The following is a 21,249-nucleotide window of genomic DNA, read 5'->3' on the forward strand; positions in this document are numbered from 1 at the left end:
CACAGGAATCGAAAATACAACTTCTCACGACAGTTGGCGCAGGATTTAACTGTGTGTTTCACTCTCACATACATATGCCGAAACTGAACTGTCCAGACTGCCAGCGAGACATCGGGATGCACGAACTGAAGGCGAAGACGACGACCGTCCAGTCCGGCGGGTTCAGTACGAAGTATCGGTGTCCGTTCTGTCGAACCGACATGGACAGCGTCGCCGACTATCTGGTGTAGCTAGCGCTCGGCGAGAGTGAGAGACGGGGTGAGGAGCGGCCGTTACTCTTCGACGTCGAGTTCGAACTGCTCGTTCTCGACGACGGAGTTGAGGACGACGCTGGTGTTGGACTCGCGGATGTCGGCGTCCGTGAGCAGCGCCTTGATCTGGCGGTTCATGCCGTCGGTGTCGGTGAACTTGCCGATGGCGATGACGTCGTAGTCGCCCGTGACCTCGTAGACGGAGATCATCTGCTTCTCTTCGCGGAGTCGCTCGGTGATGTCGGGGAGTTTGCTCCCTTCGACCTTCAGTTGGATGACGGCCGTGACGTCGTAGCCGAGCGCGTCGTAGTTGACCTTCGGTGTGTACCCCTCGATGACACCTTCGTCTTCGAGGTCGCGGAGGTGATTCGACACGGTCGTGACCGAGACGTCGAGTTTCTCCGCGAGACTTCGAAGACTCGCGCGACCGTCGCCGAGCAGTGCATTGATAAGTTTGGCGTCGAGGTTTTCGTACGTCATTACACCAACGGTCTCCCTCACCCCATTAGAATTTTACGAATATCCACTTCTCACAGAGACCTGCCGCGTTTGCACCAGCCGATAAAATCTTTATACTGGGTGTATTCGGTAACGAGTGTCCAGAACATGACGGACGAAAATATAGCACCCGATGGTGGTCTGAGCGCGGACGCACAGGCCGTCGTTGACGAGATTGAAGAGAACGATGTCGACTTCCTCCGGTTGCAGTTTACCGACATCCTGGGAACCGTCAAAAACGTCGCCGTCCCGGCCACACAGGCCGAGAAGGCGTTCACCGAAGGAATCTATTTCGACGGGTCGTCTATCGAAGGCTTCGTGCGCATTCAGGAATCCGACATGCGCCTCACCCCCGACCCCTCGACGTTTGCGATTCTGCCGTGGCGCGACGGCCGCTCGGCGCGCCTCATCTGTGACGTTGTCAACACCTCGACCGGCGAACCGTTCGAGGGCGACCCCCGAACCATCCTGAAGGACGCCATCGACCGCGCCAACGAGATGGGTTACAAGGTCAACGCCGCTCCGGAACCGGAGTTCTTCCTCTTCGAGGAGGACGAAGACGGGCGCGCGACGACGAAGACGAACGACGTCGGTGGCTACTTCGACCTCGCTCCGAAGGACCTCGCGTCCGACGTCCGTCGTGACATCATCTACGGTCTCGAACAGATGGACTTCGAGATCGAAGCCTCGCACCACGAGGTCGCCGAGGGCCAACACGAGATCAACTTCGAGTACGACGACGCGCTCACGACGGCCGACAACGTCGGAACGTTCCGAACGGTCGTTCGCGCCATCGCCGCACAGCACGACCTGCACGCGACGTTCATGCCGAAGCCGATTCCGAAGATCAACGGCTCCGGGATGCACACCCACATCTCGCTTTTCACCGAGGACGGCGAGAACGCGTTCCACGACGACGACGACGAGTTCAACCTGAGCAGCACGGCACACTCGTTCCTCCAAGGAATTCTGGAACACGCCCCGGCACTCGCCGCCGTCACCAACCCGACGGTCAACAGCTACAAGCGTCTGGTTCCCGGCTACGAGGCACCCGTCTACATCGCGTGGTCCGACCGTAACCGCTCGGCGCTCATCCGCAAGCCGGCCGCGCGCGTCCCGGCCGCCTCCCGTATCGAGGCTCGCTTCCCGGACCCGTCGTGTAACCCGTACCTCGCACTCGCCGCGCTCATCCACGCCGGTCTGGAAGGTATCGAGAACGACCTCGAAGCGCCGGACCCGGTCCGCGAGAACATCTACGAGTTCGACGAGGAGAAGCGCAAAGAGTACGGCATCGAGACGCTGCCGTCGAACCTCGGCGAGGCCATCGACGCGCTCGAAGAGGACGAAGTCGTCCAAAACGCACTCGGTGAGCACGTCTACGAGAAGTTCGTCGAGGCCAAGCGCCAAGAGTACGACGAGTACCGTATCGACGTCTCCCAGTGGGAACTCGACCAGTACCTCGAGAAGTTCTAACGCCGACTCACCGACTCGGTCTTTTTTGGCTGTCACGCCCCACTAGCCGTCGGTACGCGACGACGAATCCGACCGCAATCGCGGAGGACCGCGTGAACGACAACCACGACGACGAGTGGTGGGTCTACTCGTCGGGCACCGACTCAGACCGCTGGCAAGCAAAAACCCGTCTCGTCGAGTTGGTCAGGAGTACAAAGGGCGTGAGAAGACTGTGGTCGCAGTCACGAGAAACTCGGCGGCACCGTAACTACGTAGTACGATTCGCGAGGAGAACGGTTATTGACGCTTCTCGCGGACTTTTCCAGCGGCCTTCGCCGGGACGCTGAGGAGGTTGAAGCTCAGCCCGACCATCACGAAGAGGACGTAGAGGCCGAGCGTCGAGAGGAAGATGATGAGCATCGCGGCGATGGCGAGCAGGCCGCTCTCGAACGTGAAGAACGCCCCGAGGGTCAGCACGGTGCCGTAGAGGAGGACGAGATACGGCCCCCAGCCACGGGCGTGGCCACGGCGCATCTTCGCACGGACGTACCGCTTCATCTCCTGTTCGAGTTCCGGTTTCTTCACCGTCCGCTCGTCGACGTCGTGCTCGAAGGCGTCCAGGTCCGCGCGGAGTTCCTCGACACGGTCTTCGAGTTCGTTGATATCCGGTGCTCCCGCGGGTTCGACGTCGCGGCGCGTCGCCTCGTCTGTTCGCTCCTCACTCATATCCGTCTGGGCGAACTGTCGGCCCACGGGCTGTTGTAGCTGCCGGTCCGAGAGTCGCCCGCCCATCACGGCGTTGACGACGGCACCGGTGAGCAGCAGTATCCCCGAGAAGTAGAAGTACGTGAGGAGGAGGAGAATCGCACCGACGGCGGCCGCGCCGCCGGAACCAGATGGCTGACTCGCGTAGATTCCGAATCCGGTCCCAAGAAGCGTCCAACCGATGGCGGCAAAGACCGTCCCTGGAAGCGCCTCCCGCAGGTCGAAGTCGACGTCCGGGAGGACGTAGTAGAACGGGAAGAAGGCGATACAGAGCGTCGCGAGCAACACGAGCGGACTGATGAGTTCGATGAACGGAATCTGAACGAGCGCAATCACCGACGTGACGACGGTGATACCGACGACGCCGAGGCCGATGGCTCCGAGGACGATGAGGCCGTCGCGGACTTGGTCGAGCAGACCGCCCGGTTCGGAACCGTAGATGCGCGAGAACGCGACGTCGACGCCGCGGAAGATTTTGAGCGCCCCCCAGAGGGTCAACCCGAGACTCACGACGCCGAGGCCGCTCTGTGCGCTCTCGGCTTCCAGCGTCTCCTTGATGAGGCCGAAACTGGCGTCCGGGAGGTTGGCTTCGGCGAACTCCAGAATCTCCAACCGTAGCGGATCTCCGCCGATGAACAGTGCGACGATGACGGCGAGGACGAGTAGGGGAATCAACGAGACGAACGAGTAGTAGGAGATGCTCGCCGCCATGAACGTCACCTCCCGCTCTTGGATAGTCTGGATTACACTCCGTCCGACGGCAACCACGTCAGACGGTCCAGAGATAGTTACTGATGACACGCAACAGCGTTCGGACGGTTGTTATAAGTATTCGACGGCACCCTTTGCGGTTTTCCCGCTCTCTCTTTCAGGTCTCTTTCTGGGGTTCGGCAGCCTCGCGAATCTCGGCGACGCTCGCGTCCGTCTTGAACGACGTCCCCGAGTAGTGGGCGTGGCTGGTCTCGTACCCCGCCGCGTCGAGGTCCGCGAGAAAGTCCTCCATCGAGTTGGCCGGGACGTTCCACTGCTTGCAGAGGCGATGCTGGTCGTAGTTCGTCGGCGTGTCGAGTTCCTCGGCTACCGTGTCGAGCATCCGGCGGGCCTTCTTCGCCTCGCCCATGTCGTCGGTCACTTCGTCGCGGACGGCCAGCGCGAACGCCGAGTCCGCGATAGGACCGAGCCAAATCGGACCGGCAGTGAGCATGCGGTTCCCGCCACAGTTCGGACACGTCTCGAGCGGATGGGCGTGGAGGCCGAACTCGTGTTCGCGGGCGAGACAGTCCTCGCAGTGATAGACGTGGCCCAACTGTTCGATGGCGGCGTCGGCGCGGGTCGCGCGGTGGTCGAGTTCGAGGTAGGTCCGCGCGTAGTGTCGCGAGACGTGCGAGAGGATGGGGACAGCGGCGACGTCGTAGCGCGCGGCGGTTCGGACGAGCGCCGAGAGCAGTACTCGAAGCCCCATCTCGGCGTGGTAGTCCGTGTTGCGCGGGACGGTCGAGTACTTCCGAATCCCGCTGTTGAGGTGCGCGCCACAGAGCGGCGCGGTGTCGGTGGCGGTGACGCAGACGAGGTTCCGGGCGTTGGCGAAGGCGGCGTCGGCGAAGGGCATCGGCGTCCCGAACGGGTCGATGTCGACGACGTCGAACAGTTCCTCGTGCATGATGACGTTGGCGTCCTTCTCGACGGCGCGCCCGGAGAGGCTGTTACGTTCGAGGTTCGATTCGGCCAAGGAGACGGCGTCGGCGTCGATGTCCGCGCAGGTCACGTCGTAGCCCTCGTTGGCGGCGCGAACCCCTCGGATACCGCTCGCGGCCATCGCGTCCAGATACGTCTCGACGCGCGGTTCGCGGTTCTCGTAGGCGCGGAGCGCCGCCACGGTGACGTCCCGGTTCAGTTCCTGCGTGGGGTTGAAGAAGACCCCGTCGCCTGCGCCCTCGCTCGCGCCGTCGCGGGCGGACTGCACCTCGACGTCGACGCCGCCCTCGGAGATGTTCATGAGTGTGGTCGACGAGCGACGGCGAAAAGTCGCCCGATTAGTCGTTGGTGCGATTGGGAATCTGCCAACTGTGTCAGTACCTCGTGAGGTACAGTCAGTTGTCGGGAACGGAGCAACCAGCCAGAAAGCCCCGAGTCGCTGAACTCGGGCGACTCGCTGTCGTTCGAAAGACGCAAAGCGTCTTTCGTGATGACGAGAGAGCGCTGCTCTCTCGAACCATGCTCCTCGTCGTTCGCCCCGCTCACTCCTGTGGTGCTTGCATCGTCGTCCTTCGTTCAGCGACTCTCCCCTTCCAGCCCACCCAACAGCATAGCCACACCCTCCCCAACCGACTCCTTCGTTCACTCGCTACCGCTCGCTCACTCAGTCATCCCTCGCGTGTGTGTCTCGCGGCAACGCAAGAGCCTGAGGCTCTTGCTGGCCTCCGCTTGGTTCCCTCGCGGAGACACGAAAGCCGCGAAGCCACGCGCCACGTCGTCGTCTCGCTCTCGCCTCGCTCTTTCGTCCAGTGCATCGAACCTGTTTTGTCCGGCCCCCCGAAACCACGAGACGTGACTGACGGCGAGGGCGACGACTGGCGGGATGCACTCGAAGCCGAGGGGAAACTCACCCCGGCCGTAGCCGACGCCATCGCCTCGACCCACGACAAGCGCGGCCTGCGCGCCATCGACGCCGTCTCCGAGGGGCGAGTGAAGCAGTACCGTGACTTCACCGTCGTCGTCGGCTACGACGACGAGTACGTCGTCGAAGACCGGGGCTGTACCTGCAAGGACAGTTCGTACAACCTCGACACCGAAGACCCCGACCAGCGCTGCTGGCACGTCCTCGCCGTCGACATCGCCGAGGCACTCGGTGAAGTCGACCACCACGACATGTGGTACTCCGAGGTCAGAGAGTTCCTCTAGACGAAACAGCTGTTCTCACCGAAGCCGAGTCGAAGACAACCGAGCGCCGGCACCCGGCCACGAGCGACGCCGCGAACGCGGTCCGGTGCGACCGGCGGAGCGAGGCCGTTCGCCTGGTCGTACTCGGCGTTGTTGTCGCCCTTCGTGACGAACCCGGCGTTCGGCGCGGGACAGTTCGTCAACTCCCGACAGTTCTCTGCGGCGACGTAACTCGCGTTCGCTCGGTCGTACCAGTTCTCACCCTCCTCGACCCAGAAGTGCGCGCGGTGGATGACCGGCGACGAGGTCCGCTCGGCCTCGTAGACGACGACAGACCCGGCCGCACCGAACGCCTCGTGACCGCTCGACTGTCCCATCTCGGACGTCACGACGCCCGTCTCTCTGAACGCCGCGTCCGACGTGAACCGTCCCGGTTCGGTGACGAAGACGAGGTCACCGCGGACCATGTGTGGTTGCATGCTCCCGCTCTCGACGGCGACGAGCGGGGGCCAGAGGCCGCTGGCACCGAACAGGACGAGTGCGACGCAAGCGACGAACGCGACGCTCGACAGAATCTCTCTGAGCAGTCGAAGCGGACCGTCGTCGGCGTGGAGAAACCGGTGAAGGGGACTGTCGTCTGAAGACATAGCGGTCGTTCACCTGTCGGTGAGTTGAATCTATCGCTCGGTTCGGTCGAGCGCGCGAGCAGTCCCACAACACTTTCGCACCGACCACGAGAATCACGGAGCAATGAGTACGGACGACAGCATCGAAGAGAAGCGTGTCTACAGCGACAAGTCGGGGAAAGTCGAGGTCTTTCTGGCCACCGAACTCGGCGTCGTCGTCGTCGACGTCGCCGGTGACCGCGTCGGCGAGTTCGGTCTGGACCACCGATGTACTGCCCGGGCCGTCGCGTCGGCAGGCGACCACGTCGCCGTCGCGACCGACGAGGACGTCGACCTCGCGGTCGGTGACACCGAGTTCGAGTCGACCGGTTTCGGCCCCGCCGTCGCCATCGGCTTCTGGGACGGACAGCTCGTCGCCGCAAACGACGAGGGCTGGGTCGCCCGCTACGACCCGGATGCCGTCGACGGCGCAGACGTCGACACCGACCTCGCCGACCTCGACGCCGCAGACGAGGACGTCGCCGAGACGCTCGCGTGGGAGACGATTGGCCGCCTCGACACCGTTCGAGCACTCGACGGGCCGCTCGTCGCCGCCGCCGACGGCGTCTATCAACTCGGCGAGGACGGCCTCACCCACGTCGGACTGGACGACGCGCGCGACGTGGCGGGGCGAGGCGTGCCGCTGGCGGCGACCGGCGAGGCACTCTACCGCCTCGGCAACGGCTGGATGGACGTCGTCGACGGGAACTTCCGCGCAGTCGCCAGCGACGGTGGCGCGCGCGCTCACGCCGTCGCGTCGACGACGCTCTACGAGTACGGCGGCGTCTCCGCGGGCGAGGCGAGCGACGCGAGCGGAGGCTCGTCGGCGGAGTCCGACGAATCCGACAGTGACTGGCGAGCGGTGACGCTGCCGACGACAGACCCGGTGGTCGACGTCGCCTACAGCCCCGAGGCAGTCTTCGCCGTGACCGAGTCCGGAACGCTCCTCGTAGACGCGGGTGACGGCTGGCAGACCCAAGAGTTAGGCGTCCGAGGTGTCGCCGGACTCGCCGTCAGGTAGTCACCGGCCGTACCGTCGCGCTGGACACGAGAACTGTCCTCGTACCCGTGGCCAACGAAAACCTGTTTAACGCCGAACGTAGTGCCCTCGAATATGATACTGCCCGGCTCTGCCTCACAGGCACTCGCGGCTGCGCTCGCCGACGCAACCGACGAACCGCTGGCGACAGTCGAGTACCAGACGTTCCCGGACGGTGAACTGCTCGTCTCGGTCGACGCACTCGCCGAGGAGACGCCCGAGCGAGCCGTCGTCGTCGCCTCGACGGTGACGAGCGACGCCCACCTCGAACTGCTCCAACTGCAGGACGCCGCCCGTGAAGCCGGTGTCGACGAAGTGGTCACCGTCGTTCCCTACATGGGCTACGCCCGGCAGGATTCGGCGTTCAAGGCCGGACAGCCAGTCTCCGCCCGCGCTGTCGCCGCCGCGGTCAGTTCGGGCACTGACCGCGTCGTCCTCGTGAATCCCCACGAAGAGGCTATCGCCGAGTTCTTCGACGTCCCCTGTGACACCGTCGACGCGGCGTCAGTCCTCGCCGACCCACTCCCGCCGAAACTCGCCGACCCGCTGTTTCTCTCCCCCGACTCGGGTGCCATCGCACTGGCCGAGACAGTCCGCGACGCCTACGGGACGGGCGACGTGGACTACTTCGAGAAGGAGCGCGACTACGACACGGGCGACGTCGAGGTCAGTCCGAGCGACGCCGGCGTCGAGGGCCGCGACGTCGTCCTCGTCGACGACATCATCGCCACCGGGTCGACGATGAGTGAGTCTATCGACGTGCTCCACGAGCGTGGTGTCGGCGGCGTGTTCGTCACGTGCGTCCATCCGCTGCTCGCCGCCAACGCGCGGACGAAACTCGCCTCGGCAGGTGTCGACGGACTCTACGGAACCGACACTATCGAACGGGACGTTTCGACGGTCAGCGTCGCCAACATGCTCGCCGAGACGCTCTGAGCGGACGGCGACTCGTCTCGCAACGGTTTTATTCCCGAATGATAGACCACGGGGTATGTCCGGTCGTTACGGTGACGTCGACTACCATCGTCTGACGAAGACGAGCGTCGGGTTCGGTGTCTCACTCTTCGTCGTCGCCGCTTTGGGAACGTTCGCCGGCGACGCGATGTTCGGCGAGATGACTGGCCTCGGTGAGACACTGTTGACCAACGCGGAGTTGCTCGGTGTCGCCATCGCCTTCACCGCACCCTTCGTGTTCGGGATTCTCTTGCCACTCACGGAGTAACGTCTACGCGGCGGGAAATAGGATAGAACGGAAATCTGTCGTCGTCGCTTCGTGAGTCTTCGTCGCAGTCGTCTCAGTTCGTCACCGAATCAGCGCGTGGCGTTCGGGCCGAGATACGCGCTCACACGGGGGAGCAGTTCGGTGTACCCGAACAGATACAGTCCGAAGTAGAACGCCATCACGCCGAACCCGGCGAACCAGAGCGCAAGGAACGTCTCTCCGGCCGCGAGCGTCTCTAGTGCGAGTTCTTCAAGGTAGATACCGACTGTCGAGAGGCCACCCGATCCGACCGCGAAGAACAGAATCGCAGCGAGTTCTGGAACCGTTTCGGCTAGCAGTTCGTACATACAGTGAGGAGATTGGTCCTCAGTAGTGAGTCTTTCGCTCTCGAAAGTGGTTTTACCCACCGGTGAAGTACTACTGGTTATGACAGGCCGCTACGGCAAACTCGACTATCCCCGCCTGACGAAGACTGGGTTCGCGTTCGGTGTCGCACTGTTCGCGTTCGGCGTGCTCGGCCACTTCGTCGGAAACGCCTTCTTCGCACCGCTCCCCGGATGGGAGTCGGTCCTCTTGACCGACCTGGAGATTCTCGGCATCCTCGTCGCGTTCTTCTCGCCCATCGTCTTCGGCATCCTCCTGCCGCTGACGGAGTAAGTACCGCCTCTCGATGCCACAGCATCCACCAGCGACGGCGAGAAACGTCCTCGAACCCGACTGCACTCGCTGTCCGGCACTCGTCGACTCCCGCACGTGTATCTCGTGGGGCACGCTCCCCGTCGACGAGGACGGCCAGCCGTTGGCACCCGATGCAGCAGATATCGTCGTCGTCGGTGAAGCCCCCGGTGCAGGCGACCCGGACGCCGAGACGTGGAAGGGCGGCAACCACACCGGTCTCGCCTACACTTCTCGGCACTCCGGTCGACGGATTCGCTCGTTGTTCGAGGACCTCGGCTACGGAGCGCGGACGTACTACACGAACGCGATGAAGTGTTTCCCGGGAGACGGCGACGGGTCGAACCGCGAACCCACTCGTGCAGAACTCGACAACTGCCGAGGACACCTCGAAACCGAACTCGCACGGGTCGACCCGGCCGTCGTCGTCGCCACGGGCAAACACGCCACGGAGACGATGCTCGCCTTCGAAGGGACAAAAGTAGATGGCTTTCTCGACAGCGTCCTCGAACCCGTCGACTGTCCGTCACTCGGTGTGACACTCCTCCCGATTCTGCATCCCTCCTACCAAGAGGTCTGGCTCTCGCGACTCGGCTACACCGCCGACGAGTACCGGCGTGAAATCGCTGCCCGGTTGCCTTGACGTCTCGCTCACGTCGACCGCGGGAAATCTTCTTACCGCTCGCCGCCGACCCTCGACGCATGTCCGAAGACTGCATCTTCTGTTCCATCGTCGCCGGCGACATCCCCGGCCGAGTCGTCAGCGAGACGGAGACGACGCTCGCCTTCCTCGACGTGAACCCCCTCGCGCCGGGTCACACGCTCGTCGTCCCGAAGGACCACCACGCGCGACTGGGTGATTTGCCAGACGACGTCGCCGCCGACCTCTTCGCAGAGGTCCACGCACTCGCCCCGCGCGTCGAGGACGCCGTCGACGCCGACGCGACGACCATCGGTATCAACGACGGCGAAGCGGCGGGTCAGGAGGTACCGCACGTCCACGCCCACATCGTCCCGCGCTTCGACGGCGACGGCGGCGGCCCGATTCACGCCGTCGCGGGCGACCGCCCGGACCTGAGCGACGCGGAGATGGACGATATCGAGAGCGCCATCACGTCAACATAGAACAACGTCTTCTAACAGAGAATTTTAATCGGAGGAAGAAGAGAACTCCGTTCATGCCCGGAACGACCACCGCTCTCGTCGGCGCGACGGGTGGTGCAGGTGTGACGCGAACGACTGTCGAACTCGCAGCGATGCTCGCACGCGACGGCGACGAGGTGGCCATCCTCGACGCCGCGTACGCGACACAGGGACTCTCGCAGTACGTCGGCGGTCGCCTCGACCCGGATACGACGGCGCTCGTCACCGACAGCGACGCCCCACTCGACGCCGGCCTCGTCGACTTCGATCTCACCGACGTGGATGGACGCGTCGCCTGTTGTCCGGCCGCTGCACCGTTCGAGCGACTGGCCCGCGCGAAGACGCCGGAGGCCGCCCAGCGACTCGAAGACCGAATCGACGAGGCCGCCGAGGCGTTCGACCACGTCCTCGTCGACACGCCGCCGGTCGCGGCGAATCAGGCCGTCGCCGCCGTGTCGGCCGTCGACCGAATTGTTCTCGTCACCCCTGGAACCCCGCGCGGAGCAGACGCCCTTCAGCAGATGCGTGGCCGACTCCGCGATGTTGGCGTCACTGCGGAGGCGACGCTGTCGACACGCGGAGCCATCGACGACGCCGACGCCGTCGTTCCCGAGAGCGACGTGACTGCTCCGGACGACGCGCCGGCCTGTCTGGCCTCAGCGGGTGCGTTCGCTCCCGCCGTCGCACTGGCGACCGAAGTCGCCGTCGACGACGAACTGAGCGTGGAGTTCGACGAGGAGAGTCTGCTGGAGACGGTCGAATCGTACGTCTCAGAGCGACGACGCTGACTCGGTCAGGAGAGACGCTCGATGGACGGCGTCACCGAAGTGAACCCGTATCACTCGGGACCGACTCAATCTCAGGTTCGGTGACCGGCGTCACCGAAGCGACATCGCATCTGAACTGGCACAGCTAGCAGGCACGCTGACCGACGTCAGCGCAGGCTACCTGCACCAGTTTAGAGTAATCCGTCTTCAAGTTCGGTGACCGACGTCACCGAAGTGAACCCGTATCACTCATCGTCTCACCCAACGCGTCTCGCTTCGCCACCGTGGCGTTCGTCTCGGGCGTGAGTGTTCCTTCGACTGCTTCTTCGAGCGCCGGGACGGCGTCGTGCGTCTCGATGTACGTCGCCAGCGCGAACTCGGTCTGTGTCGCGTCGGTGAGCGCGAGCGCGTCCGAGCGCGGCAGTTCTCCGGCCAACCAGTCGCGGAGAATCTCGCGCGCCATCGGCGACAACGGTGTCACGCCGGCGACGCCACAGCGGTGCAGCACTTTCGCGGCCGTCATCGGCGTGAGTCCCGCCTCTCGGGCACTCTCGCCGACGCTCGTGCCGGTCGTGTGCGTCTCGACGACTGTCGCCGCCGCTTCGGGTGTACACGGGAGCGTCGACGCGTGCGGAGCGAACCGCTCGACCAACTCGGCGTCGGTGTCGTCGACGGTCGCCAACCCGCGGTCGCACTGCTCGGTCGTCACCTCGATTCCTGCCGCGATCTCCTCCAATCCCATGACACGAGTTTGAAAACTCATCTGACTAAAACTTACTGGTGATATTAAGAAAATCACGGGGCATCGCGGGCAGAGCATACCGGTCACCGGTACGTTCTCCTCGCCGTAGTCGGTCGATTTGGGTCGAAACGTCCTGTCTTTAAATGTGCAATCGGGACCAAGTTCGATATGTAATGAGCCAAGCACGCTCTCCGAACTGTCCGGAATGTGACGGTCGACTGAACGCCCACGGCGACGAGACGGTCTGCGGCGAGTGCGGACTCGTCGTCGCCGAAGACCGAATCGACCGCGGCCCCGAGTGGCGGTCGTTCGCGGACGACGATACGAACCCCGAACGCACGGGTGCGCCACTGACCCGTTCCCGACACGACCGTGGCCTCTCGACGGAGATCGGCCGGTCGACTCGCTTGAAGGGTCGCAAACGCCGGCAGATGGCCCGACTCCGTCGCCAGCACAACCGGGCGCGCATCTCGTCGAAGCGCGAGCGTAACCAAGTGTACGCGTTCACCGAGATTCGGCGTCTCGTGAGCAGACTCTCGCTCCCCGAGCAAGTGCGGGACCACGCCTGTTCGCTCGTCCGCTCCGCACAGAACGAAGACCTCGTCCGCGGACGGTCGTTGGAAGGGTTCGCCGCCGCGTCGGTGTACGCCGCCTGTCGTGTCGCCGGCGTCTCCCGAACCGTCGACGAAGTGACCGACGTCGCTCGCGCCGACGCGAACGAACAGCAGGCCGCCTACGACGCACTCAACCGCGAACTGGGTCTCCCCGTCGGCCCCATCGACCCCGTCGAGTACATCCCGCGGTTCGCGAGTAAACTCGACGTCGACGCCAGTGTCGAACGACGCGCACGAACGTTCGCCGAGGAGGCGCGCAAGGCCGGAATCACCACGGGACGCAACCCCAGCGGCGTCGCTGCGGCCTGTCTCTACACCGCTGCACGGGGGACCGACTGCCAACTCACTCAACGAGAGACCGCCGACGTCGCCGGAGTCACGCCGGTGACGCTCCGGAACACCTACACCGACCTCCAGAACCAGTAAGCGACCGGACTACCGAGACTGATAGGACCGAACCGCCGCCGCGAGTTGCGTGATTCCTTCTGCTGCCCGACTGCTGGCCGCCGCGTCGACGAGTGGGCTGTGCTCCGCTATCGAGACGGCTACCCGTGGGTCTGCTGGAATCGTCGTCACCGGGGCGCCGAGCGTCTCTGCGACCGTCTCGACCGTCTCGGTCGACAACTCGTCGACGACGCGGTTGACGACGACGCCGACAAGCGCTGTGTCGAGTTCGCGTGCGAGTGCTCTCGTTCGAACCGCGTCGGCGAGAGCGAACGGTCGCGGCGAGGCGACGAGGACCGCACAGTCGGCGACGGCGAGTGGGACGCCCGCGTCGGCACGCATTCCGGCAGGACAGTCGACGACGACGGCACCGAATTCTCGCTCGACCTGTTCGAGAACCGTCGCCAACGCGGTCACGTCCGCCGCTCGGGCACCGGCGAGTGAGCGGCCACACGGGAGCACGCCGAACGAGGACGACCCCTCGTCCGCTCCCATCGAGCGCACCGCTTCGAGCGGGTCTGCACGACCGGCCAACACGTCGTGGAGGTCCGAACCGGGACTCGTCGGCAGGTCGGCCATCCCGAGGTCCGCGTCGACGACGACGGCACCGAGTGCCGCCCCGAGGTTGTACGCGACAGTCGATTTCCCGACGCCACCTTTCCCGCCGGTGACCGCGAGAATCACGCCAACCTCTCTAACTCCGCCAGCGCGACGTCCGTCTCTGCGGCGCGGTCGGCGAGTGCTACCGCTCGCTCGGCGACGGTCCGCAACTGTTCGGCGTCGGCGTCGACGCTCGCTTGCAGTCCGTCGACTTCCTCCAACCCACCGACGTCGGCGAGCACCTCGGTCGCCGCCGAAACCGATGGCTCGGTCAGTCGCTCCGCGTAGTCGAGACGGGTCTGGACCGTCGTGAGCCACGTCTCGACGGAGTCCGGAAGCGGTCGGTCCGGCGGTGTCGGTCGCGGTCTCTCCTCGGCGTCCTGTTCGTCGTCTGCTAGTGGTGCAACTGGTCGAGACGCTCGGATAGCTTCGGGTTCGCAGTCGACGCCAACCGAACTGACGTCTGGGCGCGAAGGTTCGTCGGAAGCCGGAATCTCGGGGGCCTCGGAAAACTCGACCGCTGCCGGCGGAACGGCGTCGCGAGGTGGGGTCGCCCGACCGAGGCGGCGAACGACCGCGTCGGGTGTGGCGGCGTTCGCATCGCTCTCCTCTGTCGCCCGTTCGTCGCTGGCGACGACGACAGGTGGGTCGCGTTCGGGTGCTGGAGAAGCGTAGCCGACGGCGAGCGTCGTGTTCGCCGGAACGACCGTCTCGAACCCGTCGTCGTCCCATCCTGCTTCCGGAACGCCGTCCGTTCGCGGCGGCATGACGGGACCGCCGAGACAGTTGCGGAGACGAACGTCTCGGTCGACCGGTGTGTCGTTGTCGAGACGGACGGTGACGAGCGTCACCTCGCTGAGTGTCGTCGTCTCGCAGTCGATAGAGATGACCATGGGCCGTCTGGCTTCGGTCTCCGATTTAAACGTAGACGTGTGCGCGCCCTACAGAACCTACAGAAGAATCACGGATGCGTCGAGCGAGCGTGCTGCCGACCGAGCGTCCGTGAACACCGACGCGGAGACGACGACCGGAGCGGCGAGGTCGGCGACGCGAACGGCGACCAGTTGACTCAGAAGGTCGTCGGAAGTGACAGACACGTCGGCGTCGGCACCGTCGAACTCCACGGAACCGAGTGCATCCAGCGACCCAAGCGAATCCCGTTCCTCGTCGAACACCGACGAGATGCGTTCGGCCAACGACGCGCGCATTCGGCGTTCGAGATTGGCCACGCGGTCCTCCAGTTCGAGTCGTCGTTGTCTCACCTCGCGGGCGTCGGCGGCACGGCGCTCCTGTCGGTCGAGTGCCTGTTCGGCCGCGATGCGCTCGGTTTCGACCTCCGAGAGGCGAGCAGCAGTGTCGGTGAGGTCGGTCGTGACGGACGCTGTCTCGGCGTCCGTCTCGCGGCGTGCCTGCAGGCGACCACGGAGGGTCGCCATCCGCTCGCGAAGCTGTGCTTCTTCGGCCCCGGCGTCGGCGACTCGTTTTCGGGCCGTCGCCACGTCGACGGTCGGAACCTCCAGTTCGCGGAGTTTCCGCAGGGAAGCGTCGTACGCTGGTCGCTGGGGAGCGGTGTGTCCTCGCGACCGTGCCGCGGCGGCGAGGAGTGCACGCCTCGACGGGATCGCGTCGTCGAGGCTCACGTGTCCGAGCACGTCGTGCGGCGGCGTCGGCGACGAACACGTGACATCGAGCGATGTCGGTGACTCGCCGCGTATCGCAGCGAGAAGGTCGGCGGCGGCGACGGTCGTGTCTCGCAAGTCGAGAGCAGTACCGTCGTACACGCCGTGAGACGTCGAGACGACCACCATCGGGGTCAGAGGTCGCGACTACGAAGCGTCGATGGGTCGGGATGGTCGGTGCCGGCGGCGAACTTGTCGTAGGGTGTACTCGGTGTCTCTCGGTTCTCGTACGCCTCGGCAGCGTCGCGAACGTCGGCGGCGACGGCGGCGAACTCGTTCAGCGGCTCCGTGCGTTCGATTTGGACGTCACCGCCGTGTTTCTCGCGGAGTCGAAGCGCGAGAAACGCCCCGAACTCGGTCTCGTCGAACAGCGCGGCGCGACCGAACCGCCGGACGACGGTCTCGTCGTGCGTTCGACAGACGTTTCGGAGGGTGCCGCGAGCGGCCTTCGAGTACGTGACGACCAGCAACACGAACTCACCTCTCGAAGTGATTAAATTAAATCTGTCGTCACGTGCTGGCAGTCGGCGAAGACTGTGGCGCTCGAGATGGCTCCGTGAGAGGACTCCGTGGGGTGGCTCAGCCGAGACGGTCGAGGTCGAACGAGACCGCGTCGTCGACGTCGCAGAGCGTTCGGACCAGCTCTCGTGCCTCCGGTTCGGAGGGTGCGACGACGACAGTTCCGTCGACGGCGTCGGAACCGGTCGCTCGGTACGCCGCTCGTGCGTCCTCGTCGAACTCGGTGGCGTACGTCCGAAGGACGGTGACGACGCGCTGTTCGGTCGTCGCGAGGTCGCTCTCGCCGTGTTCGAACGCTCGGAGCGCGTCTTCGACGTTCCGGAGGGCGGAGATTCGGTCCATCGGCGTTATGTCGTTCGGAGGTGGTCGGTCTTCGGTTCGTACACTTCGCCCTTCCGGCGGAGCTTCTCGATTTCGTCTTCGGCCTTGTCGCGGCCCATGTTGAGTTCGTCGGCCCGTTTGAGCACTTCGTCGATGGGTGCGCCCTCTTCGAATTCTTCTTCGATTTCGCTGATGAGCTGTTTGAGCGTCTTGATGCGGTCACGTTGGCTCTTCGAGGTTCCTGTCTCGACGACGTCGGCGTCGAACTGTCCCGTCTCGGGGTCGACGCCGATGTCCTGCAGACACGAGCGGACGATTTCGATGACGCGAGTGGCGTCCTCCTCGCTCACCTCGTCGGAGAGGCGAACCCGTGCACTCGCTTCCGCGAGTCGGACCAGCGCTTCGAGTTTTCGGGCCGTGACGGGGACGGGGGCGTCTTCGTCTGCCCCTTTCGCGCGGAGGTTGACGTAGAACTCGCGGATGGCCTCTTTGGCCTCCGGCGTCATCGTCGGGAAGCAGTTGCGCTTCGAGAAGGCGATGTACTTCCGGAGGAGTTCGGCGTCGATTTCGGGGGCGACTTCCTCGGTGACGGCGTTGACTTCCTCTTCGGTGAACTTCGAGGTCGGAACGTGTGTCCGCTGCGTGTTCAACTCACCCGCGTAGTTCGTCTTGAGGATGTGGTCTGCGAGTTTTCCGTCGTGTTCCGGGTCGGGCTGGTCGGTGACGGTGAAGATGAGGTCGAACCGCGAGATGAGGGCGGGTTCGAGGTCGATCTGCTCGCCGATCGACTCGTACTGGTCGAACCGGCCGTACTTGGGGTTCGCCGCACCGAGCAGCGAACACCGGGACTTGAGCGTCGCGTTGATGCCGGCTTTCGAGATGGAGATCTTCTGCTGTTCGAGCGCCTCGTGCATCGCCGAGCGGTCCTCCGGCCGCATCTTGTCCAGTTCGTCGACCGCCGCGATACCCTTGTCGGCGAGGACGAGCGCACCGGCTTCGAGCGTCCACTGCTGGCCGTCGCCGAAGTCGTCGCGGACGGCGGCGGCGGTCAGACCGGCCGAGGACGAACCCTTCCCGGAGGTGTAGACCGAGCGAGGAGCGATGTTCTGAATATACGAAATCATTTGGGACTTCCCCGTACCGGGGTCCCCGATCAGGAGCATGTGCAGGTCGCCACGAATCCGAGAGCCGTCGGGGAGATGTTTGGTGACGCCCGAGAAGAGTTGGAGAATCATCGCGAGTTTCTCCTCGTCGTAACCGTAGATGGCGGGGGCGACGGAGGCGACCATGTCCTCGTAGATGGTCTCGCGGTCGGAGAGTTCGATTATCTGCTGTTTGTCCTCCTCGGTGATCTCCATATCCTCGAACTCCTCGTCTTCGATGTCGATGGAGACGCCGTCCATGTAGAGGTCGAAGATGGCGGACTTCTCTTGGCCGCTCTGCTGCTGTTCGATGTGGAGGACGCCGGTGATGGTGACGTGGTCGCCGGCGGTCACCTTGCCCGTGACGTCGTCTTCCATGTTGACGTCGATCGACTGCGGCGTCTCGCCGCCGCGGAGACCCTCGGGACTCTCTTGGACCCGAATCTTCTGGGCGTCGATGAACTCCGATTGGTCGAAGTTGACCCGGAACGGCCCCTGGCGCTCACAGCCTTGGCACTCGTGCGGTTCCTGGAAGTTCCCGTCCGACTGCGGGATGTAGGTCATCGTCCCACAGCGCTGGCACTCGAAGGCCGCCTCGGTGATTTTGGGTCGGACGTCCGTCGCCTTGCGGACGATGCCGGACACCGAGATGAGTTTCCCGATGTGGTCGTCGTGGACACGAATCGAGCGGATGTCGACGGCACGGTCGATGTTTCGGAGTCGGACGTGTGCCTTACCGAGTTTCACGTCCGCGGGGAGGTCGTAGAGGCGGAGGGCCTCCTCGGCGTACTCCTGTATCTGGTCGGGTTGGTTGAGGTAGTCGTCGGCGAGGTCCGTGTCGAACCGATAGAGGTCGTCGTAGTCGATGTAGAGCGACCGTTTCTCGTTGGGGTACTTCTGGGCGAGTTGACCGATGGCGTCCCGGTAGTAGTTGCGGTAGAACTGAATGAACCGCTCGGTCAACTCTTGATTCTGTGCCTGAGCCATTGAGACGAGGTTATGGTCTCATCGTGTAAGAACTGTCGCCTTGCGCCGAAAGTGGTCCGAGTCGTCGACGGTGCCGGGTACGTGTCAGACGGTCGGATTCAGCGAAGGCGCAAATGGTGAACTGCTGTTCCTTCGTCGAACACGGCGCTCAGGTCACGACTGGCCGAGGATTCGAACTGGCGCGTTCGTCGGCGACGGCAGCGTTCGAAGCCGAAACGGACTGCGGTATCGGTGATAGCTGACGAACAGAACTTTTCTTACCCCGCAGATTACTTTGGCCACCACAAAGATTTGGTTACCGATGTAGACAGTTTTAACAGCTAAAGGTAACAAGCAGACGGTGATGAAGCAGACAGACCGAAACTGGTGGCCGGACCAGTTGGACCTGGACATCCTGGACCGGAACGCCCAGCACATCAGCCCGTACGGTGAGGACTACGACTACGCCGAGGAGTTCGAATCGCTCGACTACGACGAACTCAAGTCGGACATCAGAGAGGCCATGACCGACTCCCAAGAGTGGTGGCCGGCCGACTACGGTCACTACGGGCCGCTTTTCATCCGGATGGCGTGGCACAGCGCTGGGACCTACCGCGTCAGCGACGGCCGCGGCGGAGCGGGCGAGGGGAACCAGCGGTTCGAACCGCTCAACAGTTGGCCCGACAACGCCAACCTCGACAAAGCACGTCGACTGCTCTGGCCCATCAAGCAGAAGTACGGGAAGAAGCTCTCGTGGGCGGACCTCTTGGTCCTGACCGGTAACGTCGCACTGGAGTCGATGGGGTTCGAGACGTTCGGCTTCGGCGCCGGACGCGAAGACTCGTTCCGAGGCGACAAATCCGTCTACTGGGGCCCCGAAGACGAGATGGAAGTCACCTCTCCCGAACGGTTCGACGAGAACAACGAACTCCGGAACCCGCTCGGGAACTCCGTGATGGGCCTCATCTACGTCAATCCCGAGGGCCCGTACGGCGAACCGGACCTCGAAGGCTCCGCACACAACATCCGCGAGACGTTCGACAACATGGCGATGAACGACGAGGAGACGGTCGCGCTCATCGCCGGCGGCCACACCTTCGGGAAGGTCCACGGCGCGGACGACCCGGAGAAGTTCAACGGTCCCGAACCCTCCGCGGCCCCCGTCGAGTCACAAGGTCTCGGCTGGGAGAACGACTACGAGTCCGGCCGTGGAGCCGACACCATCACCAGCGGTATCGAGGGGCCGTGGACGGACGCCCCAACTCGCTGGGACATGGGCTACATCGACAACCTGCTCGACCACGAGTGGGAAGCGCACAAAGGTCCCGGCGGTGCCTGGCAGTGGCGACCGGTCGGTGACGAACTGAAAGACACCGTACCAGGTGCCCACAACCGCAACGACGCACAGACGCCGATGATGCTCACCACGGACGTCGCGCTGAAAGAGGACCCCGACTACCGCGAGGTGCTCGAACGGTTCCAAGAGGACCCGGGGCTGTTCCAGGAGTCATTCTCGAAGGCGTGGTACAAACTCATCCACCGCGACATGGGCCCGCCGTCCCGACTCGTCGGCCCGGAAGTGCCCGACGAGGAGATGCTGTGGCAGGACCCCGTCCCGGATGCGGACTACGAACTGATCGGCGAAGCCGAAATCGAGGAGCTCAAATCGACGATTCTCGACTCGGAGCTGTCGGTCTCCGAACTCGTCTCGACGGCGTGGGCGTCCGCGTCGACCTACCGCGACAGCGACAAACGCGGCGGCGCGAACGGCGCTCGCATCCGTCTCCGCCCGCAGCGTGACTGGGAAGTCAACAACCCCGAGGAACTCTCGACGGTACTCGACACGCTGAGCGAGATTCGAGAGGCGTTCAACGAGTCGCGTTCGGACGACGTGCGCGTCTCGCTCGCCGACCTCATCGTCCTCGGTGGCGCCGCGGCCGTCGAGAAGGCCGCCGCCGACGCCGGACACGACGTCGACGTTCCGTTCACGCCGGGTCGTACCGACGCCTCGCAGGAACAGACCGACGTCGGGTCGTTCAACGCACTCGAACCGAAGGCCGACGGCTTCCGCAACTACGTCGACGAGGACGCCGACCACTACCTCTCTGCCGAGGAAGCACTCGTCGACAGAGCAGAACTGCTCACCCTCTCGCCGAGCGAGATGACCGCCCTCGTCGGCGGGCTTCGCGTCCTCGGCGCGAACTACGACAACTCCGACCTCGGTGTCTTCACCGAAGACGTCGGAACGCTGAGCAACGACTTCTTCACGAACCTGCTCACGATGGACATCGAGTGGGAACCCGTCGACGACGAAGAGACCGTCTTCGAGGCCCACGACCGCGAGACGGGCGAGACGAAGTGGAAGGGGTCGCGTGTCGACCTGCTGTTCGGGTCGCACTCCCGACTCCGTGCCATCGGTGAAGTCTACGGCGCAGACGACGGCGAGGAGGAGTTCGTCGAGGACTTCGTCGACACCTGGAGTCGCATCATGATGCTCGACCGCTTCGACCTGCAGTAAGTCCACTAATCGCTGCCGACGCGGTGTCGTCGTCGGGGATTTTTTCGTGTTTTACAGGAGGACGCTGACGCTGCGAAGGCGTCACCATCCACAGAGGGAAGTACAATGGATAGCGTTTCCCGGATTTGAACCACGGTCACTCCACTCGCTTACGCTCGTTTCGTTCCCTGATTCAAATCCGCGGTCATCCAGACAGATGCGAGTCGAATTCGTACTCGCACACGCCTCGCTATCGCTCGACGGTGCTCAGTGGATGACTCGCATCAGAAATGGGATCGCCCGGATTTGAACCGGGGTCACGGGCACCCAAGGCCCGAAGTATACCAGGCTAACCCACGATCCCGTAT

General features: G+C 64.1%; 24 protein-coding genes and 1 tRNA gene. 12 read left to right on the plus strand and 13 right to left on the minus strand.

Annotated features, from left to right (window positions below; all coding sequences use genetic code 11):
• The first annotated feature begins 74 nt into the window (after positions 1-74).
• Positions 75-230 (plus strand): hypothetical protein, encoded by a 156-nt coding sequence (locus tag BM083_RS23405; RefSeq protein ID WP_009366909.1) that lies wholly within the window; start codon positions 75-77, stop codon positions 228-230.
• Between the two features lie 42 nt (positions 231-272).
• On the opposite strand, the gene lrp is transcribed toward BM083_RS23405, so the two are convergent.
• Entirely contained in the window at positions 273-731 is a 459-nt protein-coding gene (lrp, locus tag BM083_RS15275) for an HTH-type transcriptional regulator Lrp (protein ID WP_009366910.1), read from the minus strand.
• A gap of 126 nt (positions 732-857) precedes the next feature.
• On the opposite strand from lrp, the gene glnA reads away from it, so the two are divergent.
• Entirely contained in the window at positions 858-2,222 is a 1,365-nt protein-coding gene (gene glnA, locus BM083_RS15280; protein WP_009366911.1) for a type I glutamate--ammonia ligase, read from the plus strand.
• Positions 2,223-2,498: 276 nt separating this feature from the next.
• Here the strand turns inward: glnA and BM083_RS15285 are convergent, their stop codons facing one another.
• Positions 2,499-3,767: a YihY/virulence factor BrkB family protein gene (locus tag BM083_RS15285; RefSeq protein ID WP_281244204.1), complete on the minus strand. Its 1,269-nt coding sequence runs from the start codon at positions 3,765-3,767 to the stop codon at positions 2,499-2,501.
• Positions 3,768-3,834: 67 nt separating this feature from the next.
• Positions 3,835-4,962, minus strand: a complete 1,128-nt coding sequence (locus tag BM083_RS15290) for a tRNA (guanine(26)-N(2))-dimethyltransferase (RefSeq protein WP_089870304.1) — start codon at positions 4,960-4,962, stop codon at positions 3,835-3,837.
• A gap of 551 nt (positions 4,963-5,513) precedes the next feature.
• Here BM083_RS15290 and BM083_RS15295 point away from each other — a divergent pair.
• Positions 5,514-5,867 carry a hypothetical protein gene (locus tag BM083_RS15295; protein ID WP_089870305.1) on the plus strand — a complete coding sequence of 118 codons (354 nt, stop codon included), beginning with the start codon at positions 5,514-5,516 and terminating at the stop codon, positions 5,865-5,867.
• Here the strand turns inward: BM083_RS15295 and BM083_RS15300 are convergent.
• Positions 5,864-6,493, minus strand: coding sequence for a S24/S26 family peptidase (locus BM083_RS15300; protein ID WP_089870306.1), 630 nt, complete (start codon positions 6,491-6,493; stop codon positions 5,864-5,866). The genes BM083_RS15295 and BM083_RS15300 overlap by 4 nt on opposite strands.
• Before the next feature lie 103 nt (positions 6,494-6,596).
• Here BM083_RS15300 and BM083_RS15305 point away from each other — a divergent pair, with 103 nt between their 5' ends.
• From BM083_RS15305 to BM083_RS15315, 3 genes are all read left to right on the plus strand, one after another.
• Positions 6,597-7,532 (plus strand): HVO_0234 family beta-propeller protein, encoded by a 936-nt coding sequence (locus tag BM083_RS15305; protein WP_089870307.1) that lies wholly within the window; start codon positions 6,597-6,599, stop codon positions 7,530-7,532.
• 93 nt (positions 7,533-7,625) lie between these two features.
• The gene (gene prs / locus BM083_RS15310) at positions 7,626-8,486 is read left to right on the plus strand and encodes a ribose-phosphate diphosphokinase (RefSeq protein WP_089870308.1); all 861 of its coding nucleotides are present in this window, start codon (positions 7,626-7,628) and stop codon (positions 8,484-8,486) included.
• A gap of 55 nt (positions 8,487-8,541) precedes the next feature.
• Positions 8,542-8,772, plus strand: a complete 231-nt coding sequence (locus BM083_RS15315; RefSeq protein ID WP_009366919.1) for a DUF7860 family protein — start codon at positions 8,542-8,544, stop codon at positions 8,770-8,772.
• An 89-nt stretch (positions 8,773-8,861) separates the two neighbouring features.
• Here the strand turns inward: BM083_RS15315 and BM083_RS15320 are convergent, their stop codons facing one another.
• On the minus strand, positions 8,862-9,119 hold the full coding sequence (locus tag BM083_RS15320; RefSeq protein WP_009366920.1) for a DUF8151 family protein: 258 nt from the start codon (positions 9,117-9,119) through the stop codon (positions 8,862-8,864).
• Between the two features lie 79 nt (positions 9,120-9,198).
• Between BM083_RS15320 and BM083_RS15325 the strand changes: the two genes are divergently transcribed.
• The 4 genes from BM083_RS15325 to BM083_RS15340 are packed head-to-tail and all read left to right on the plus strand — an operon-like array spanning position 9,199 to position 11,378.
• Entirely contained in the window at positions 9,199-9,429 is a 231-nt protein-coding gene (locus BM083_RS15325) for a DUF7860 family protein (RefSeq protein WP_009366921.1), read from the plus strand.
• Between the two features lie 13 nt (positions 9,430-9,442).
• Positions 9,443-10,090 (plus strand): uracil-DNA glycosylase, encoded by a 648-nt coding sequence (locus BM083_RS15330; protein ID WP_089870309.1) that lies wholly within the window; start codon positions 9,443-9,445, stop codon positions 10,088-10,090.
• A 59-nt stretch (positions 10,091-10,149) separates the two neighbouring features.
• Positions 10,150-10,572, plus strand: a complete 423-nt coding sequence (locus BM083_RS15335; RefSeq protein WP_089870310.1) for an HIT family protein — start codon at positions 10,150-10,152, stop codon at positions 10,570-10,572.
• A gap of 53 nt (positions 10,573-10,625) precedes the next feature.
• On the plus strand, positions 10,626-11,378 hold the full coding sequence (locus tag BM083_RS15340) for an AAA family ATPase (protein WP_089870311.1): 753 nt from the start codon (positions 10,626-10,628) through the stop codon (positions 11,376-11,378).
• 205 nt (positions 11,379-11,583) lie between these two features.
• On the opposite strand, the gene BM083_RS15345 is transcribed toward BM083_RS15340, so the two are convergent.
• Entirely contained in the window at positions 11,584-12,099 is a 516-nt protein-coding gene (locus tag BM083_RS15345; protein WP_089870312.1) for a DUF7858 family protein, read from the minus strand.
• Between the two features lie 173 nt (positions 12,100-12,272).
• Between BM083_RS15345 and BM083_RS15350 the strand changes: the two genes are divergently transcribed.
• Positions 12,273-13,139 (plus strand): transcription initiation factor IIB, encoded by an 867-nt coding sequence (locus tag BM083_RS15350; RefSeq protein WP_089870313.1) that lies wholly within the window; start codon positions 12,273-12,275, stop codon positions 13,137-13,139.
• A 9-nt stretch (positions 13,140-13,148) separates the two neighbouring features.
• Here BM083_RS15350 and BM083_RS15355 read toward each other — a convergent pair whose 3' ends face one another.
• From BM083_RS15355 to BM083_RS15380, 6 genes are all read right to left on the minus strand, one after another.
• The gene (locus BM083_RS15355; RefSeq protein ID WP_089870314.1) at positions 13,149-13,841 is read right to left on the minus strand and encodes a MinD/ParA family ATP-binding protein; all 693 of its coding nucleotides are present in this window, start codon (positions 13,839-13,841) and stop codon (positions 13,149-13,151) included.
• Positions 13,838-14,650, minus strand: coding sequence for a DUF7857 domain-containing protein (locus tag BM083_RS15360; RefSeq protein ID WP_089870315.1), 813 nt, complete (start codon positions 14,648-14,650; stop codon positions 13,838-13,840). Before BM083_RS15360 ends, BM083_RS15355 begins: the two co-directional genes overlap by 4 nt.
• A gap of 57 nt (positions 14,651-14,707) precedes the next feature.
• Positions 14,708-15,538 (minus strand): DUF7856 family protein, encoded by an 831-nt coding sequence (locus tag BM083_RS15365; RefSeq protein WP_143085745.1) that lies wholly within the window; start codon positions 15,536-15,538, stop codon positions 14,708-14,710.
• Between the two features lie 32 nt (positions 15,539-15,570).
• Entirely contained in the window at positions 15,571-15,909 is a 339-nt protein-coding gene (locus BM083_RS15370) for a DUF7855 family protein (protein WP_089870317.1), read from the minus strand.
• 106 nt (positions 15,910-16,015) lie between these two features.
• A complete protein-coding gene (locus BM083_RS15375; protein ID WP_089870320.1) occupies positions 16,016-16,297 on the minus strand; it encodes a DUF7854 family protein in 282 nt (93 codons plus the stop codon).
• A gap of 5 nt (positions 16,298-16,302) precedes the next feature.
• Positions 16,303-18,405, minus strand: coding sequence for a minichromosome maintenance protein MCM (locus tag BM083_RS15380; RefSeq protein WP_009366932.1), 2,103 nt, complete (start codon positions 18,403-18,405; stop codon positions 16,303-16,305).
• 343 nt (positions 18,406-18,748) lie between these two features.
• Between BM083_RS15380 and katG the strand changes: the two genes are divergently transcribed.
• Positions 18,749-20,902 (plus strand): catalase/peroxidase HPI, encoded by a 2,154-nt coding sequence (gene katG, locus BM083_RS15385; protein ID WP_089870322.1) that lies wholly within the window; start codon positions 18,749-18,751, stop codon positions 20,900-20,902.
• A 270-nt stretch (positions 20,903-21,172) separates the two neighbouring features.
• On the opposite strand, the gene BM083_RS15390 is transcribed toward katG, so the two are convergent.
• Positions 21,173-21,245: transfer RNA gene (locus BM083_RS15390), tRNA-Pro, on the minus strand.
• Positions 21,246-21,249: the final 4 nt, after the last annotated feature.

This window comes from Halogranum rubrum (assembly GCF_900114455.1).
Taxonomy (GTDB): Archaea; Halobacteriota; Halobacteria; order Halobacteriales; family Haloferacaceae; genus Halogranum; species Halogranum rubrum.